Annotated in this window: 13 protein-coding genes and 1 tRNA gene; 10 read left to right on the top strand and 4 right to left on the bottom strand. The window is 48.5% G+C overall.

The annotated features are described in order from the left end of the window. Nucleotide 1 precedes the first annotated feature (1 nt). Complete coding sequence (pdxH, locus tag CBE68_RS09530; RefSeq protein WP_087505849.1) at nucleotides 2-643, bottom strand: pyridoxamine 5'-phosphate oxidase; 642 nt, start codon at nucleotides 641-643, stop codon at nucleotides 2-4. Nucleotides 644-850: 207 nt separating this feature from the next. Here pdxH and CBE68_RS09525 point away from each other — a divergent pair, with 207 nt between their 5' ends. The 7 genes from CBE68_RS09525 to CBE68_RS09495 all read left to right on the top strand — a co-directional run bounded on the left by CBE68_RS09525 (nucleotide 851) and on the right by CBE68_RS09495 (nucleotide 8,858). Then, complete coding sequence (locus tag CBE68_RS09525; RefSeq protein WP_229744719.1) at nucleotides 851-1,531, top strand: ABC transporter ATP-binding protein; 681 nt, start codon at nucleotides 851-853, stop codon at nucleotides 1,529-1,531. Next, nucleotides 1,528-4,041: an ABC transporter permease gene (locus CBE68_RS09520; protein ID WP_087505848.1), complete on the top strand. Its 2,514-nt coding sequence runs from the start codon at nucleotides 1,528-1,530 to the stop codon at nucleotides 4,039-4,041. Before CBE68_RS09525 ends, CBE68_RS09520 begins: the two co-directional genes overlap by 4 nt. Continuing rightward, nucleotides 4,038-5,150, top strand: a complete 1,113-nt coding sequence (locus tag CBE68_RS09515; RefSeq protein ID WP_087505847.1) for a lipocalin-like domain-containing protein — start codon at nucleotides 4,038-4,040, stop codon at nucleotides 5,148-5,150. The genes CBE68_RS09520 and CBE68_RS09515 overlap by 4 nt, the downstream gene beginning before the upstream one ends. A 184-nt stretch (nucleotides 5,151-5,334) precedes the next feature. Further along, on the top strand, nucleotides 5,335-6,339 hold the full coding sequence (locus CBE68_RS09510) for a LacI family DNA-binding transcriptional regulator (protein WP_087505846.1): 1,005 nt from the start codon (nucleotides 5,335-5,337) through the stop codon (nucleotides 6,337-6,339). Between the two features lie 76 nt (nucleotides 6,340-6,415). After that, a complete protein-coding gene (locus CBE68_RS09505) occupies nucleotides 6,416-7,315 on the top strand; it encodes a glycosyltransferase family 2 protein (protein WP_087505845.1) in 900 nt (299 codons plus the stop codon). A 15-nt stretch (nucleotides 7,316-7,330) separates the two neighbouring features. Then, nucleotides 7,331-7,468: a hypothetical protein gene (locus CBE68_RS18730; RefSeq protein WP_158100560.1), complete on the top strand. Its 138-nt coding sequence runs from the start codon at nucleotides 7,331-7,333 to the stop codon at nucleotides 7,466-7,468. A 307-nt stretch (nucleotides 7,469-7,775) separates the two neighbouring features. Further along, nucleotides 7,776-8,858, top strand: coding sequence for a hypothetical protein (locus CBE68_RS09495; protein ID WP_087505843.1), 1,083 nt, complete (start codon nucleotides 7,776-7,778; stop codon nucleotides 8,856-8,858). Between the two features lie 60 nt (nucleotides 8,859-8,918). On the opposite strand, the gene CBE68_RS09490 is transcribed toward CBE68_RS09495, so the two are convergent. Together CBE68_RS09490 and CBE68_RS09485 are read right to left on the bottom strand one after the other, a co-directional pair. Beyond that, nucleotides 8,919-9,380: an LPP20 family lipoprotein gene (locus CBE68_RS09490; protein WP_087505842.1), complete on the bottom strand. Its 462-nt coding sequence runs from the start codon at nucleotides 9,378-9,380 to the stop codon at nucleotides 8,919-8,921. Beyond that, nucleotides 9,377-10,036: a FlgO family outer membrane protein gene (locus tag CBE68_RS09485; RefSeq protein ID WP_087505841.1), complete on the bottom strand. Its 660-nt coding sequence runs from the start codon at nucleotides 10,034-10,036 to the stop codon at nucleotides 9,377-9,379. The genes CBE68_RS09490 and CBE68_RS09485 overlap by 4 nt, the downstream gene beginning before the upstream one ends. A 312-nt stretch (nucleotides 10,037-10,348) precedes the next feature. Here CBE68_RS09485 and CBE68_RS09480 point away from each other — a divergent pair, with 312 nt between their 5' ends. Next, nucleotides 10,349-11,500 (top strand): flagellar assembly protein T N-terminal domain-containing protein, encoded by a 1,152-nt coding sequence (locus tag CBE68_RS09480; RefSeq protein WP_158100559.1) that lies wholly within the window; start codon nucleotides 10,349-10,351, stop codon nucleotides 11,498-11,500. A 17-nt stretch (nucleotides 11,501-11,517) separates the two neighbouring features. Here the strand turns inward: CBE68_RS09480 and CBE68_RS09475 are convergent, their stop codons facing one another. Continuing rightward, nucleotides 11,518-12,183 carry a hypothetical protein gene (locus CBE68_RS09475; protein ID WP_087505839.1) on the bottom strand — a complete coding sequence of 222 codons (666 nt, stop codon included), beginning with the start codon at nucleotides 12,181-12,183 and terminating at the stop codon, nucleotides 11,518-11,520. A gap of 225 nt (nucleotides 12,184-12,408) precedes the next feature. Between CBE68_RS09475 and CBE68_RS09470 the strand changes: the two genes are divergently transcribed. Together CBE68_RS09470 and CBE68_RS09465 are read left to right on the top strand one after the other, a co-directional pair. Beyond that, a tRNA-Arg gene (locus CBE68_RS09470) sits at nucleotides 12,409-12,484 on the top strand. 423 nt (nucleotides 12,485-12,907) lie between these two features. Beyond that, nucleotides 12,908-17,041: a carboxypeptidase regulatory-like domain-containing protein gene (locus CBE68_RS09465; RefSeq protein WP_087505838.1), complete on the top strand. Its 4,134-nt coding sequence runs from the start codon at nucleotides 12,908-12,910 to the stop codon at nucleotides 17,039-17,041. Nucleotides 17,042-17,275 lie beyond the last annotated feature (234 nt).

The raw sequence follows: 17,275 nt of genomic DNA, 5'->3' as shown, positions 1-17,275 counted from the left end.
CTTATGGCGCTAAGCGCTCAATGGTCCAATCATCCTGAGTTTGGCGCTGATACAAGAAGCGATCATGCAAGCGATGCTCGCCCCCTTGCCAAAACTCAATGCTCGACGGCACGATTCGGAAGCCACCCCAAAATGTCGGCAACGGCACTTCACCATCGGAAAACTTCTTTTTCAGTTCCATGTACTTTGCTTCGAGCAGCTGTCGGGCGCTGAGTCGGGCACTTTGCTTTGATGCCCAGGCAGCAATTTGCGATTCTTTTGGTCGAGACATAAAGTAGCGCAGCACTTCGCCGTGAGACAGCGGTTGAGCTTGCCCGGTGATATGAACTTGACGTTCTAGCGGATGCCACGGAAATAGCGCACTCACTTGGTTATTGCCTTTAATATGCTGCGCTTTGCGACTGCCCAAGTTAGTAAAAAACACGAAGCCGGACGGATCGGATTGTTTCAGTAAAACAATACGCTGGAACGGCTGACCACCTTCATCAACAGTGGCAATACTCATTGCGGTCGGGTCAGATAATTTGGCATCGACCGCTTGTCGCAACCATTTTTCAAACAACTCAAATGGGCTGGCTGGCAATTGCTCGCGGCGCAATCCACCTTGAGTATATTCTCGGCGCAGATCTGATAAATCCAACATGAAGCTCCACTCGTAACGACAGGTATTAGGGCAAGATATCACCCGCGGCGATTGTCAGGGCAGCGACAACGAATTGCAACCCCGGACGATGGCCGGTAGTGAATTGTTACTATTCACCGGCACGAAAACCTGTATTTTTCATAGTCATGCCTTAGATTAGAACAATCAGCAAAAAACCGCTTTCGGTCAGCAAGCCAAGGAGCTCAAGTGCTCGAATTAGAAACTATTAGTCATTGGTTTGAGTCGTCAGGAGCAACAGAGCCTGGGCAGCGAGTGCTCAACAACATTTCGCTCACCTTGCATCAGGGCGAAAGCCTCGCCTTGATGGGCAATAGCGGCAGCGGCAAAAGTACCTTATTGCAAATAGCTGCAGGTCTTGAGCGGCCACAGATGGGCCAAGTGAAACTGACAGGAGAACTACTGTACCAGCTAGCTGACAAGCGATTATCTGCACTGCGCCGAGAAAAAATCGGTTTTGTGTTCCAGCAGTTCAATCTCTTGCCGGGACTCACTGTGGTCGACAATATCTTGTTTCAAAGCCGCCTGAGCAAACGAGCTGTTGATCAACAGTGGCTCAATCATTTAATGGCCGAGCTATCCATCGAGGAACTCAAGCACCGGTTGCCTGAACAGCTATCCGGCGGTCAGCAACAACGAGTTGCTATCGCAAGAGCGATTGCCCACAAACCCTGCATCGTATTTGCCGATGAACCAACAGGAAACCTCAATGACAGTTTGAGTCATTCGGTCATGGCACTGCTTATCCATTTGGTACAAGAAGCCAATAGCAGTTTGCTGATGGTCACCCACAGCGCTGCCATGGCAGACTACGCTGACTCAGTGTTAAAGCTCCAGCAAAGCCAATTAATAGCGGCTGCAACAGCATGACCGGCTGGCCCAACTCCATCGCCTCCCGGCTTGTCGTCAGTCATGCCTTAGCCGGTCATTACCGCCGTCATCCGCTACAAGCATTGTTTCTGTTCACCGGTATCGTCATTGCCACCGTGTTACTGGTCGCAACTCAGTTGATCAATGCTCAGGCCCAAGCGAGTTACTCCAAGGGCACGCAACTATTCGAGCAAAATCCAATCGGTTATCTAATCGGCGCCCAAGGTCAGCGGCAATTTCCAATGGCCAGCTATGTGGCGCTCAGAAGACAAGGCTTCGACCAGCTGATGCCAGTGCTTCACCATAACTTTCAGACCGCACAACACGGCGTCATAGCAGTCATGGCAATCGACTGGCTATCACTCCAAGCTGCACCGTTGCCATCATCACAATTAGAGCAACAGACGCTATCGCAACTGACTCTGGAAGATTTCCTCCTGCCGCCATATCGTTTGATGATGTCATCGACGCGAATGAAGCAACTGGCGGTGGCGGCTGACCAATCCATTGAGCTTGCTAATCCGTCCGAGACGCTACCTGCGCTGATCGCAGCGCCAGACAACTCGGGTATAGGGCACCAAGCATTGATGGACCTGCAGGCACTGCAAGACATCAGCAATCGCCAGGGTATGTTGTCATCGGTTTGGGTATTCGCCATGTCCGATCAGCGTTTGCAAGCACTGCAACAACAGCTACCGCCGGACTTAGTCTTCCGCCCGGCTACCGAGCCATTGTCACAAGCAGCACTAGCCGAAAGCCTGCATTTAAATTTGGCCGCAATGGGATTGCTGAGCTTTGTCGTTGGCGTGTTTTTGGCCTTCAATGCCATTCAATTTAGCTATACCGACCGGCAACCTTTGCTGCGTCGCTTGCGCTTAAGTGGCGCCAGTCAACGCCAGCTTTACCAAGCATTGTCGATCGAGCTGATAGTGTTTGTGATACTCGGTAGTGCCGTTGGCTATTGGTTGGGCGCTTGGCTGGCGACGTTATTGCTACCCGGTTTAGGGCAAACCTTGGCCCAGCTTTACGGCATCTATATCAGCTACCCCAACAAAGTCATCGCCGATCTTCCGCTGTTGCCATTGTTGATGACAATTATTGCTGCCTTACTGGCCGCCATCGTGCCAATGCGCCAAGTTGTCCGGCAGCCGTTACTTAATCGCTACCGGCAGCAGACGGCGCAACACCAGGCTAGCATCCGCGATCGACAACTACTGGTGATAGCCACCACTTGTTTGCTGCTGGCATTGGCTATCAGTTACTGGGCCAGCAATCTTTGGCATGGTCTCGCTTGTCTGGCGTTGGTCCTGCTTGGCGGAGCGTTGGCCCTTCCTGCCGCCCTGCGAATGTGCTTGCAGTTAGCGCAACGACTAGTGCCAAGCAATAAACCGTTATTGCAATGGCTGATTGCCGATAGTCGCTGGCTGCTTGGGCCGGCGGCAATATCGTTAATGGCCATGACTCTTGCACTCGTTGCTAACTCCGGCCTAAACACCATGATTGGCAGTTTTCGAGCGGCAACGCTCGACTGGCTCGAGCAGCGTCTAGCGGCTCCGGTGTATTTGAATTTGGCCGATGGTCAGCGTCAGCTGGGCGATTGGCTTAGCCAACACGCGCCAACAATTGAAATTGCCGAGCGTCATACTATCCAACACTCACAGCAGCGCCATATCGAAATCGCTTCGCTCCCCCCGATGGCCCCCTTTAGAAACAGCATTCATCTGATTGACCAAGTAACCAATGCCCAGCAGTTGTTCGCCCAAGGGCAAGGCATCTATATCTCTGAGCGTCATCACCGACTCGATGGTGCTGATATCGGCCAAACGGTTTGGCTCTGCGACAGTGCCCCTGAAGTTACTGTTTTGGGCATTTACCATGACTATGGTAACCCTCGAAGTCAGTGGTTGCTTGATGAATCACTGTTGCGCCAGTGCTGGCCACAGCATATTGGTCAGAGCACGGCATTGCTAACCAGTGACGGCAACGACTTTGATTGGCCAAAATTAATCACCGCGATGTCCGACAGCGGTTTGATTAAGCCAGAACAAATAATCGACCAACAACAAATCAAGAAAATAGCGATGGCAGTGTTCGACCAAACCTTTACCGTCACCGAGGCCCTCAATGGTTTAACCCTATTAGTCGCCGGCATTGGTATTTTTTGCGCCACCAGCGCCATCCACCATCACAGAGTCCGGCAGCAAGCACAGCTTGCCGCTATGGGGGTTAGTCAGCGCCAGCGACTGATCATGATCCTCTCGCAATGGTCACTATTAGCGTTACTCAGCATGAGCATTGTCTGGCCATTTGGCACGCTGTTAGCTTGGGTCCTTGCCAGCTTAGTAACACCACTGGCATTTGGCTGGAGCTTCAGCACAGAGTTGGTTTGGCAGCATTACCCAATCTTGGCGTTGCTGGCTTTAGTGTGCGTGGTAATTGCCACACTGTGGCCGAGTTGGCGACTTCATCGGGTTAGCATTGCCAGCTTACTCAAGGAGGTGGATGAGTGAAAATCCAACTCTTAATTACGCTCATTGCGCTGATCCAGTTGCTGATCGCGTGCCAGCCCGTACCAAGCAATGGGCCAGCACCTGAGAGCAGCGATGATAATTATCAGCAGTTGCTTGCCGGTCAATTTGGCGACTATCAACAAGCCAATGCCAATCGGCCACTTCGGTTTCCGCAAGATCACGGAGCGCACCCCGATTTTCGAATGGAATGGTGGTACGTCACTGCCAATCTTGCAGACCAACAAGGCAATTGGTACGGCGTGCAATGGACCTTATTTCGCTCCGGCCTGGATGGGCCTAAGTCACTTGGGGACAAACGCCAGGTGTACATGGCCCACGCAGCTTTATCATGGCCCGGCGGCCATCATGCGATGCAGAAATACGCGCGAGCAGGCACAGGCCAAGCTGGGGTGACCAACCCGCCGTTTAACGCTTGGCTGGATCACTGGCAATTACGCAGCGCTAATCATGAGTCTTGGTTGCCGTTAGCTATGACTGCAGCAGATGAAGCGTTCAGCTTTGACCTGACCCTCGACAGTGACAAACCACTGGTATTGCAAGGCGAGCAAGGTTTTAGCGTGAAAAACACCCAAGGCTCGGGCTCTTATTACTACAGTCACCCCTATTTACAGGTCAGTGGTCAGCTCAATATTGATGGCGAATCGATCGCCGTAACAGGGCAAGCTTGGCTGGATCGAGAATGGTCAAGCCAGTTTCTGCTGCCATCGCAACAAGGTTGGGATTGGCTAGCGCTGCACCTTGATGATGGCGATAAGATCATGGTCTATCAACTCAGAGGCCAACAGCTAGATTCTGCCGACACAGTGAAATGGTTAAGCTGGTTCGACGCAAAAGGCAATCGACGGCTACTGACCCGAGATTTCGAACTGCGACCACTAGCCACCGCCGAAGTTGCTAATCGCGACGTGCCGCAGCGCTGGTTAGTCCACTATGGCGATAAGTTGGCAATTGAAGCAGCCGCGAAGCAGGCCAACCAATGGATGGACCTGGACTACCCTTACTGGGAAGGACCTGTGGATATTAGCGGCAGCCATTCGGGCATTGGCTATATGGAAATGACCGGCTATCCGCTGCAACAGATCGACTAAACTGTGGTCATAACATGAGCTCGACAGCAATGATTGTTGAGCCGCTTCATGACTTGAAGCTCGCCGTGTTGCTCAGTAACGATATGTACTGAATAATGGCGGCGCACAATAATAAAATAATAAGGCGCATCCAGACACACTACTCGTTGGTGGGTCCGGTGCTATATATACGGAATATAACTATATGGCGACCATCAAGGACGTTGCCAAGCTCGCGGGTGTTTCAAAAGCCACTGTTTCGCGGGTACTTAACGGCAACGAGCGTGTTTCTCAGGTAGCACGCGATAAAGTAAAACAGGCCATGAACGATCTTGGTTACAAACCAAGCGCTCTGGCACAAGCATTAGCAACCAATCGTTCGCGTACCATCGGTATGGTGGTCAGTGATTTATCAGGCCCCTTCTTTGGCCCGATCATGAAAAGCGCCGAGCGCGTTATTCGTGACGCAGGCTTTCAGCTCGTGGTGACCAACGGCCACGGCCAAGCAGATCGCGAGCGAGAAGCAATCGAGTTCATGACCAACCGGCCGGTCGACGCTTTGATTCTGACGGTGTTTGGTTTTCCCGAAGAAGAAATTGTCGAACTTCACCGCAACGGCACTCCTATCGTCCTGCTCAATCGTCATATCCAGGGCTTTGAAGACAACTGTATCTACCTCGATAATGAGCAAGGCGGCTACTTGGCCACTAAGCGCATGCTTGAGTTAGGCCACAACCGCATTGCTTTTCTGGCCGGGCACTTTACCCATCACGATAGTGTTGAACGGCTCGAAGGGTATCAACGCGCATTGGCAGAGTTTGGCGTGCCATTTCGGCAAGAGCTGGTCTTCGATGACGACTATAACGAAGACGGCGGCCGCCGAATGTGTCAAAAGCTGTTGAATCTCAAACGAGAGTTCTCCGCGATGTTCTGCGGCAATGATTTAATTGCCATTGGTGCGCGCGACATCCTTAACCAAAATGGCTTGCTGCACGGCACATGTATGGTCGGATTCGATGATGTCACCTTCGCGCGTTACCTCAATCCATCACTCAGCAGTGTGTTCTTCCCAGTTGAAGAAATGGGCGAGCGCGCTGGTCACATGGCTTTAGCGATGGCGGGTCAGCGCAGTGAATCAGTCGGCCACATTTTGCAACCAAAGCTGATCGAGCGGCAATCGCTTTGCCCACCAGCGTCGAAAGCTGACTAAGGTCACAGCTTTCAATTCAATCGTCGCCGCGGTATCAACCGTCATGTGACTGTAAAATTGGGCGTCTAGCCTGACAATGTCGAAACCAGTTTACGGTATTGTCATGATTCAGACGCCCGATTTAATTTCCATTATCACCCCTGCATTTAACGCAGAACCCTACATCGCCCGAGCGGTACGAAGCGTCATCGCCCAAACTCATCACAATTGGGAGTTACTGCTGATTAGCGATGATCAAACCAACTATCAAACGGTGTTGTCACAACAGGGCATTAGTGATCCTCGCATACGCTTTTTATCCACCAACGCATATGGAGCGGGTGTTAATCACGCTCGTTCATTGGCACTCAAACACGCCGAAGGAGAATGGATAGCGACTTTGGATGCCGATGATAGCTTTATGCCCAAGCGACTCAAAAAGCTGTTGCCGTTGGCACAACGGTTCGGGATGGCTGCCGACAATGTCAGCGTAGTCGATCACCGAAGTGATGAGTTACTTCGCACCTTGTTCGCCGCTGACGGCGGTATTCATTGGCTAAATGCCAACGATTACTGCCAAACCGATGTACCAATGACCTTTCTATTTCGCCGCTCGCTGATCACCTTACCCTGGCAAAGCGATATCGAGCTTGGCGAAGATACCCTTTTTCATTTGCGCCTCATGGAGCAGCTCGAGCACGATGTGCCGGTATTGAGTCAGAGCCTCCATCGCTACTATGTTCGAGAGGACTCAATCTGCCATAGCAAAGATGCCTCGGAGCGCGCTGAGCGTGGTTATAGCCACTCGCTAAGCCGACTCGCCGATGACGGTTTGGGGTTTGCGCAACCGGCATTTCGCGATTTGGTGGCCGATATGCTGACACGCAAACGATCGACCAATCTGCAATTCAAGCAAGCCCAATCAGATGGCTTTAGCGGTAGCTTTCAGCAATTTGTTGCCACACAACACGATGCTGCTGTGGCATCGCAGTATTGAGTTAGGGCAGCAGCAATGGGACAAATGCATTTTCTGGGCGTCGGTGGCGGCTTCGATCCAGAGTTGGGTTGCTCTGCAGCGGTTTATCAACCCGACGAAAGTGGCGGCAATCTATTGATTTTACTTTACCGCCGACACCCGCCCTATCCCTGAGATCATTGCTCACCAACTGAGTGGCTCGGAATTGATTTTTCATGACTGCCGATTACAAGCTAACCCTTCTCACACCGGCCTAGTAGATTTGGCCACTAGTTATCAGCCTCAGGTGCTAAGGCGACTGGTGCTGTATCACTATCTAAATCAAAGCGAGTACCAAGCGCTCAGCGCCGCTGGCTATAAGGTGGCACAGGTCGGTAGCAGCTATGCGCTTGATTCAACCGTGACAAAGCTTGCCAACCCCACCGACAATGAACTAATTTGTCATTACCCTTCAATAAATTAGAACAACCATGGAGCCAGGATGGTTCAAATTATGCGGTTGGCATCGCTATTTGTTGGTGCCGTTTTGTTGTTATCTGGCTGCAGTCAAATCGGTGCGAGCCGTCTGCAGAGTGACAATATTAGTTATATCAGCGCAATTTCCGACGCCACCAAAGAGCAGATGCTGTCTAACGTCGTGCGGATCCGTTACATGGATATTCCGGTGTTTTTGGATGTCAGTTCAGTACTGACCCAATACAGCTACGGCGGCAACGCATCTGCTGGCTACTTAAGCGACAACGGCTTTACCGGCAGCTCCGTTAATGCCGGTGTTGGCGGCCAATACTCGGAACGCCCAACGATCACCTTTTTACCGCTTAGTGGCCATGAATTCGCGATGCGGATGATGCGCCCAATACCGGTCGATTTTGTCTTTGCCATCGCCCAAGGAGGCTGGCCGGTTGATGTGTTAATGAGTGCCGGTTTACAACAACTCAACGACGTTGAGAACATGTCCTTTGGCATTACCAAAAGTCACAACGCGGCCGAGCAAGATGAACAATACCAATCCGATTTGGAAGACTATCAGCGCTTTCAGCATGTGCTGCGACTGATTATCAAATTGGGTAATGAAGGGGCATTTGAAGTTCGGAATATTGGCGCTAGCAAACAAATGCAGCTGATCTTTGAGGCTAACCCTGATGAAGAGCACGCCGCTGCAATTGCCGAACTGAAAAGTCAATTGTCGCTCGATCCGAGTCAAAACAACTTCTTGATTACCTCGAAGCAAACATCACGATCAGATCAGGAAATCACAGTGAAGACTCGCGGTTTGCTACCGATCATGTCAGTCATGTCCAGAGGAATCGTGATCCCAGCGCCTCACCAACAAGCGGTGGTCAATACCCATATCGATCCGAACACCTTGCCAATGACCATTCACAGCTCTGTCGATTACCCCAGCGATGCCTACCTTGCTATCTCGTATCGGGACCACTGGTTTTACATTCGCGACGACGACATCATGAGTAAACGCTATTTCGGCCTAATGATGTACCTGTACAACATTCAAGCATCACCGAAATCACAACAAGCACCACTGCTAACCCTGCCTGCGGGTTAAAACCAAAAAAGCTGCCCTAGGGCAGCTTTTTCGATTGTTAAGCATGAACTTGCGAGCCTGCTAGTAGTAATGAACGTCTTTAATACGGCGCGGTTTATTAACCGAGCGAGTGATGTGGTAGATACGCTCCATATCCAATTCCATTTCCGTCGCGTAGTTGTCTCCTACTGGGTAACTGCGGATCACCCGAGCACCGCGGATTAAGCCATCGACCTTGGATTTAACGCCGTCGTCCACCACCACCATATCTGCGACAGTCGCTTTACCTTGCAGGCGTTGGCCATAGACTTGTTCGGCCAACTCCCGATAAGCTTCGAGCTTTGATGCCTTCATCGCACGGAGTGACTTGGCATTGTAATCAGCCCCCTGTTGAGCGCTGATTGGCGCATAGCCAACCGCCGTCAAAACCGGATAAAACTCGGGTTCGATGTATTCGTATTCGACTTCTTTTTCGTAAGCGGTATCAAAGGATGAACACGCTGCCATCATCAGCGTTGCTAACAAAACCAAGCAACGAATCATAACCAGTCCCCCTCTTCGTCATCATCGCTCCGTTGTTCTGTTGTTGGTACAGTCAACGCAGGTTCAGAACGCACCAAGGAACCATGCTCCATTCGCAGCGCTTGATGATCGGTGTTTTTGATCGGCTCTTTAGCTAATGCTTGGTTTGGAATAAAACCCTGCGCCGTCGCCACGACAATTTTGCTTTCAGCGGCAAACATGCGGACATTGACCATCATGCCTTGAGGTACTGAGCTATAGGTGCCGGTAAGGATATAGTCGATTTCAAAACTGCCAGTTAGGTCTTGATAATCACGGCTCAGTGCATAGTCTCCCTGCTCGGTGACTTTGATATACCCTGGCGCTTTGTATTCGATAACCCGATAACCGTTGGCCTGCAGGTGATGGACAAAGCTTTCGGCCATTTGATTGCCAAGTTCGCTGGTCTTCTGCAGACTTTTCAACTCGACAAACGAAGTGACGGCAATCGGTGTTTCGAGGGTCACGAACTTGCGGGTGGCAAACAATTGCCGAGCCATGTCATCAATGGCGCCGACCAGTTGCGTGGGTTCTTGATCACTGTATACGATGATTGGATCGTGCTCAGGCAGCGGCTGACTTGCACAACCTACCAGCCCCCAAATCGCCAGTAATCCGGTTAGTAAACGTTTATTCACCCTTCAATCCTCATGTCACAGGCAGAAACTTGCCACTGTGATGGTTCTTCGGGGTTAGTTCAGCAAAATCCGTGCCGCAAAGAGTGACAAGAATCCGTCAAAACATACCCGGCACCAATTTTGCTTACTGATTTGCTCACAACGATATGCATACGAAGATACAATGGCGGTCACGCCGGAAGTCAGGCATTCACGCTAAGCGCAGACTGAATGACAGCAACAACGAGCAAAGCAATGAGTAACAATAGCCAATACCGTATAACATGTTTGATCGCCGACTTAACCCGTTCGCTGGGCACAATTGGCGTTTGTATGGCTTTGCTTTTAGCATATCCGGCTTCTGCCCAATGGTACGAATCCGAAGGCTCTGCGGTCATTATCGGCAACAACATTGAGCGCGCCAAGGAGCAGGCAGTGAAAGAAGCTGTGAAGTCAGCGGTGCTGTTTGCTGGCGCTTCGATTTCCAGTGTTCAGCAAGTCGAAAACGGTACCCTCACTCAAGATTCTATTTCCTATCAGAGCAATGGCGAGCTAGTCGGCCTCGAGGTGTTGTCCTACACCACCACCGATGAGTCGGTGACCGCTCGCATTCGCGCTGAGATCTTTGCAGAAGCACAATGCACAAACAGTGGCCTGAGCCACACTCTGACAATTGCTCGCTTCCCTCTGGCTCATCGCCAGCAAGCTGCTCACGGCGGTATCTATGATATCGGTGGCGCAGTGAGTAAAGTGATGCATAGTTCCTTTCAAGAGACCAGCACGCAAGTAAAGAGTCACTTGTGGCTTGATGAAGTGCTGGCCTACGACCCTTCGCAGTTAACCACCATTCCCGAAGTCGATGAGTTAGCAAGGACGCTGGCCCGTCGCTCCAATAGCCAATACGTGTTAGTTGGCCAAGTCAGAGACATCAGTGTCTCGCAAGAGCAGTCGCTCAATTTGAAGTTCTGGACATACGAGCCCAAACCTCGCTCGTTGTCACTAGAGCTGGATTTACTCGATGGCATGACGGGCGAACTGGTTAAGCGTTTTCGCTACCGCGACCAAGTATTGTGGGACTTCCCGCCGGAGCAAGTGGTTGATCCCTTCTCGGCAGATTTTTGGCAGAGCGATTACGGAAAAGCTTGGGGGCAAATGCTCGGTGATGCTCAGAACGATATCGAAACAGCGCTGTCATGTACTCCAAGTATCGCCAACATCATCAATCGCAAAGACGCGGGCGTAATAGTCAACATGGGGGCGCAGGACGGTATTGTCCGCGGCCAAACGGCACAACTGACTCGAATGACCACCTTTATGGATCCATTTGGCAAGGTCAAAACAAGCTTTGACGCATCGTCAATTGAGTTAGTCGTGAGTGCGGTTGAAGCACGCCAGGCTTATTTAACCACCAAGCGTTCATCAGATTTGGCCAACGTCAGTATTAACGACGTGGTGATGTTTAAGGCGCTGAAACCAGATTGGTAGCCTCAGCGCTTTAGCCGTTAAGCTGACCGCTGGCTGCGCAAATAAGCCAGCACGGCAATGATAAACAGATAAGGGACTGCCAATTCCATCGACTCTTCAACTAAGCTGGCGACTTTATCTACCTCAGGTGAAATATCAGCAATACCCCAGCCACGCAACTTGCGGCCAAGGCCATCAAGCGACTTCGAAACCACCAAAAACGTACCGGCAAAACCAACACTCCAAATCACCGGATCCCAGCGGAAGCTAAACACTTTAACGAGAAAAGACTTGCCATGGCGGCGCACAATGGTGATTAGGGCAAACAAGATAAAGCCGAGTATCACAGCACTGACCAACTTGCCCATGACACTGACTTCAGGACTGAAGAAGAATTTACTCTTCAGTACGCCAACTTCGGTGAAGGCTTTATCAAAGTCCATTTCACGAGCCGCAAACGACACCAGCACAACAGCAAAGTACCAGTATTTCTTCAGGTAATCGCTGCCACCAGCTTTGGCCATCACAGCAACACATAGCAAATAGCCAAACGCAGACAAGGCCTCTATCGGGCCATGTTCACGCATCAACATTTTTTGTGCCGTTGGCTCCAAAGACACGGCGACAAAAAACACCAAGGTCGCCACTGCCACGACAGCGGCAATCGCCCAATAAAACGGTCGGTTCATAATCGAATCACTCATATCGGTGAATGCACAGCACACCAAGCTGTGCCAAAGAAAAGCTGTCGCAAGCTTAGGGAGATAACGAGGGGATGTCCACCAAACCGATGGCAAAACGTTACAATTAACGATGCAATAACCGGAGCAACTACAGCGAGTTATAGATTGATAACAATGACTCACCGGAGCTGCATTTTCGATTTCGTCGCTGTATAATCCTGCCGCCTATCCAACGCATCCGCGCGAGTCCCCATAGTTCAACTGGATAGAACAGTCGCCTCCTAAGCGATCGATCCAGGTTCGAGTCCTGGTGGGGACGCCAAACTAACTCTAGCCAACTGAAATAAACAATTTTTTGAATAAAAACTATTTGTACTAACTGTATGCTCCTGCGAAATAAAAATTCGACCTAAATGGGAAGGCGTTCACTAAGTTGTTTGAGACAAGCAAATTTCTAATGTTATTGCCAAGTTCAATATTTTTAATAACCGCAGCATTGTAAATCCATACAAATGGAGCAACGAGTATTCGGCTATCGCTCAAAGCAATAGACCTACATGACCCAGATCAAAAACATAGCATGCAAAATATATGAAAGTGCTTATATTGAGTTAAGGGACTAACTCCTAGGTTTTTTCTCCACGAATACTGCAAAACTAGACCGTTTTCCTACTCAAATACTTTAATCCCTTCGATTAGTTTCAAGGGCCCATCTTTTTATTAAGTTTTTAGTGTAGGGAAACACATGCAAAGGAAACCTTCAAGCTCAAACTTATTCAAATCTCTACTTCAATTGATTCAGCTCTGCATAGTTTTGTTGTTTGTTAGCTCCTGTGGAGGCAGTTCGGATTCTTCGAGCCCTGTATCAGAATTAAATCAAAAGCCATTCGTTGACGCAGGCCAACAACAAACAGTAGAAAGCAGTTCTATTGTCTATTTAAAAGCAAGCGCCACCGACTCAGATGGATCTATTGCAAGCCTGCTATGGAAGCAAATAGATGGGCCAGCCGTAGTTTTGAACGATAGTGCCTCAGAAGAAGCTAGCTTCACTGCGCCGGCTGTATCCGCCGATGAATCGCTGACGTTTGAAATTATCGCTACTGACGACAAGGGCGCTACAGCAAGCGACGAAGTTATCATTTCTGTTACTCCCCCCCATTCTTCGTCAAAAGTATCTATCCTAACAGCAGATGAAGTATCTGCCGGCTCTACAATATATGCAGAAGTAATCCCTCTAGAAAACAAGACTATCGCTAGCATTAAATGGTCATCCTCACCGAAAGTAACAATCGTTCCCAGAGAGCAAAACCAAAAATCTGCACAAATAAATATCCCGTCAGACATACAGCAGAGTGAGGTAATTGTTCATGTAGAAGCTTTATTCGACGACGGAGGGGTTGGTACAACCTCCACGGAAGTAAACATCTCTGAAGCAATTACCTTTATAGATTTTTCTGGCGAATTCGATGAACCTACTCTGAGCGATATAACTATTACCCCTACCGTTTCAGAAGACAGCGAACTTACCCCAGCAAATCGGAATGAACATGGATATGAGACTTTGATTGCGAGCCCTCAAACGGGGTTAATATTTTCCCCTAGTCCAGGGCATTTGACACTAGAGTCTGGTGACATAAGTACAATTCAAGTTGGGGATGTAATTGTTGGCGTAACCGATAGCGGAGAAGCGGGTTTTCTTCGTCAAGTACAGTCTTTAAACGGCAACATCTTGGCGACAACTAGAGCTCGATTTACTGATGCATTTCCAGATGCAGAACTATCAATCAACTTAACTGTTTCTAACTCTTCTACTCGAACACGGGCAGATATAGTTTCTAATGGGAGCAAAACTTCTTACAAGAGCAAAACCGACCTGCTCAGTTTCAACCGAGTTATTCAGCATGAGTTCACTCCTGAAATAACTAGTGTAGTAGAGTTAAAAATGAACTCTGCGGTAGAAATTGATTTCGATATTTCGGTACTCAAAAGGCAAATAGAACGAATAGCAACCATAGCCAATGCAGACTATCAAACAAAAGCTCACATTGCTTTAGACTACGATTTTGAAAAGGAACTATTCGACAAGTCGCAATCATTCAATCCGATAGTTGATAATTCTACAGTCGTATACGTAAGTGGGATTCCAATCTTATTCAATGTAAAGCTCATTCCCCAGCTGGAAGCAAAGGTTGGAGTAGCTGGAGCCATCAACGCAAAATTTGGAGTAGCGACCACTGGAGAATATGAGACTGGTTTCGATTACTACAATGATAATCTAGACATTATAAATCAATTTAAGCCTACGATTTCTTCAATCGGTCCAACGTATGACTTATCGGCTGAAGCATCTGCACGAGCAGAAGCTGAAATTCAAGTCGTTTTATCCGTGTATGAAACTACCATCCCTATTCCTTTTTCAGATGGAATTATCATAGATGGGCCAGGAATCGGTCTTGAAATGGGCCCGTTCGCTACATTCACAGCCAAGTCTGAACTCGATGTTGTTAAGGAGCAAATTGAGTGTTTGTTGGATTTAACACTGGGTTTCAATGTTGATGCAAATTTTGATTACGGGATCGTCGGGGATATCTTGGGTATGTCCGAATCGAGAAAAAAGGAGAGTGTTGATATATACGACTTTGGAGAGCCTGTGTGGCAAAAAACAGATTGCCCTTTTGCGACTGAGTTTAGCTCGATTCATGGTACTGTCACGGATCCAGAAGGCTTACCTCTAAGCAATGCATCTATTCAACTTCTCGGAAGCGCAACTGGAACATTAAGAAATACGATTACTTCCAATTCAGGACAATTCAATCTATCAGGGGTATCCGAAGGGTCATATTCGTTGAGTGCTACCAAATCAGGTTACGCCCCCGAATCGCTACCGATCGAAATTGAAAAAGCCGACAGAGAGGTTAATCTTGTCCTTTTGACCCCGATAAATGAGGACGACTTATCTCCTCAACCTCTTATTGACAGCCAAGGTAACTTAACGAAAACAGCGCGCGTAACCGGAGACCCAAATCTTCGAACGTTTGATGGTCTTTCCTACGGTTTTCATGGAGTAGGAGAGTACATATTAGCCAAGTCATCACTAGACTCTTTAGAGATTCAGGGAAGATATGAAGCCGTAGAAAGGTCCCAAAGTGTTTCATTAAACGCAGCAATAGCAGCTGACGTAGAAGGAAATAGGTTAGCTTTTTATCGCGGAAATACTGGACTTGCCCTACTAATAGAGGGGGAACTGTCAGATATTAGCTTTGGCACCCACCAGCTGTCCAATGGGGCAGCTATTGAGAGAAAAGAAAGAGAGTTCATAGTATTTTGGGCTGACGGCTCTTCTATGCGCGTATTCCGACGAGGCGACTTCGTCGAAGTAGAAACGGCATTGAACAATCAACGAGCAGGTTCCGTAAACGGTCTTTTAGGCCGTTTCGATGGTTCAATAGAAAATGAACTCCAAAGCTCTACTGGGCAGAATATATCAAACTCTAACTTCAACGAGTTATACGATATATATGGAGAGAGTTGGCGAGTTACCGAGGAATCCACATTATTCGATTATTTCGATAACGAATCAGTAGAGGGTTTCATCAACAGAAACTACCCTAGAAGTCTGATGACAAAAGAACGGCTAATAGAACAAGTTGGAATCACGGAATACCAACGAATTTTGGAATTGTGCAGTCAGTATGTTCAGCAACAAAGCCGTCTGAATGCGTGTGTCTTGGACGTAGCATTAACAGGACAAGAATCAGGGCTAACATCTTACCAACAAATTGCAGAGTCCACTAGGGAGCTAATTCTCCCTATTCCTCCACTAGTTAATATAACTTCTCCATCAGGTGGAGAAATCCTTAGCAGTAATGTGATCATAGAGGGTCAATTCGATACCCCATCTGTTGTGAGCGATTTAAAGGTCTCAATCAACAACGGAGCTCTGAAAACTATACCACTCGCTCTATCTGATAGTAGCTTCAAGTTTTCTCTATCTCCTGTCGAATTCATTGAGGGGACAAACACGATTACCATTTTCGTAACAGATACCGATGGCAATACAGGAAACGCAACAACTGGGTTTATTTTTGACAAAGATGCAGCCCCTTCTCCAGGCGGAGATTTAATTGTCATTAACGACGTCAATGTGTTTGACGACGATAGGATCTGGCGCGCTGATAACATTCAATTTGTTAAAAACCTAGCAAACTTTAGCGATTCATCAGAACGCTCATCTGAAACCACAATAATGTGGGATAGATCCCATGACTCTCGTTGTGACAATACCTGTGGCAACAACTCATTCAGCAGAATGATAAGCGAACTAGAAAATGAAGGGTTTAACATAGAGCAGAACTATGAAAAAAGTGGCATCGAAACAGTGAAGCCAAACGTCAAGCTCATCATCCTATGGACTCCTCAAGAAAACTACTCGGTAAATGAAATAGTTAGCTTGAAGAAGTTTGCATCTGAAGGCGGGCGAATTGTATACGTAGGAGAAAACGATAAGTACATGCTAAGTACGGGTATACAACATCAAAATGATTTTCTAATTAGCATGGGTGCGAGCATGCGAAACATCGGCGAAGCCGTTTATGGTGGCAATACTTACTTCAATATTAGCGAAAGTAACGAACATCAAATTGTTCACAGCGTCAACCAGATTGTTGTCAACTATGTATCACTTTTATCCTTGGGGCCTAACGATTACCCTCTGATAACAAGCGACGATGGATCAGATGTAATCGCAGGTGTGGCTGTTATTGATATCAATAAACAAACAAAAGTTTCCAGAAAAGCAAAAGCAAATATTAGTCGCTTACCTAGATACCCCAACCCTCCATCACCAATAGCCGAGCGTGGTTCTGCAAAACAGGGTTAGAGGTGGCCGCTATCGGCTTACAACCTCTACATATACGAATGGAGCAAAAGACAAAAGTCAAAGCTGTCCTTTGCTCCTTGTGTGGCCGCTCTCTCAGCAATAAAACTACGTTGGTTTGCGCCGAGGGAGAAATGGGTCCTGTCCTCAGTGCCCAGCTGACTTTAATACTAAGAAGCTTGGATAACGGACAAGAGCGGTACTTAAAAATAGGAGATGGAGCGCATCGCCCATGCC

The organism is Neiella marina, assembly GCF_002165625.1.
In the GTDB taxonomy this organism is placed as follows: domain Bacteria; phylum Pseudomonadota; class Gammaproteobacteria; order Enterobacterales; family Neiellaceae; genus Neiella; species Neiella marina.
This window is presented reverse-complemented; position numbering and strand designations above follow the sequence as displayed.

Excerpts from the sequence above, each read along its gene's own strand:
- CBE68_RS09480 (WP_158100559.1), top strand. The coding sequence starts at position 10,349 with ATGGCTTTGCTTTTAGCATATCCGGCTTCTGCCCAATGGTACGAATCC.
- pdxH (WP_087505849.1), bottom strand. The coding sequence starts at position 643 with ATGTTGGATTTATCAGATCTGCGCCGAGAATATACTCAAGGTGGATTG.
- CBE68_RS09505 (WP_087505845.1), top strand. The coding sequence starts at position 6,416 with ATGTCGAAACCAGTTTACGGTATTGTCATGATTCAGACGCCCGATTTA.
- CBE68_RS09490 (WP_087505842.1), bottom strand. The coding sequence starts at position 9,380 with ATGATTCGTTGCTTGGTTTTGTTAGCAACGCTGATGATGGCAGCGTGT.
- CBE68_RS09520 (WP_087505848.1), top strand. The coding sequence starts at position 1,528 with ATGACCGGCTGGCCCAACTCCATCGCCTCCCGGCTTGTCGTCAGTCAT.
- CBE68_RS09465 (WP_087505838.1), top strand. The coding sequence starts at position 12,908 with ATGCAAAGGAAACCTTCAAGCTCAAACTTATTCAAATCTCTACTTCAA.
- CBE68_RS09510 (WP_087505846.1), top strand. The coding sequence starts at position 5,335 with ATGGCGACCATCAAGGACGTTGCCAAGCTCGCGGGTGTTTCAAAAGCC.
- CBE68_RS09495 (WP_087505843.1), top strand. The coding sequence starts at position 7,776 with ATGGTTCAAATTATGCGGTTGGCATCGCTATTTGTTGGTGCCGTTTTG.
- CBE68_RS18730 (WP_158100560.1), top strand. The coding sequence starts at position 7,331 with ATGGGACAAATGCATTTTCTGGGCGTCGGTGGCGGCTTCGATCCAGAG.
- CBE68_RS09475 (WP_087505839.1), bottom strand. The coding sequence starts at position 12,183 with ATGAGTGATTCGATTATGAACCGACCGTTTTATTGGGCGATTGCCGCT.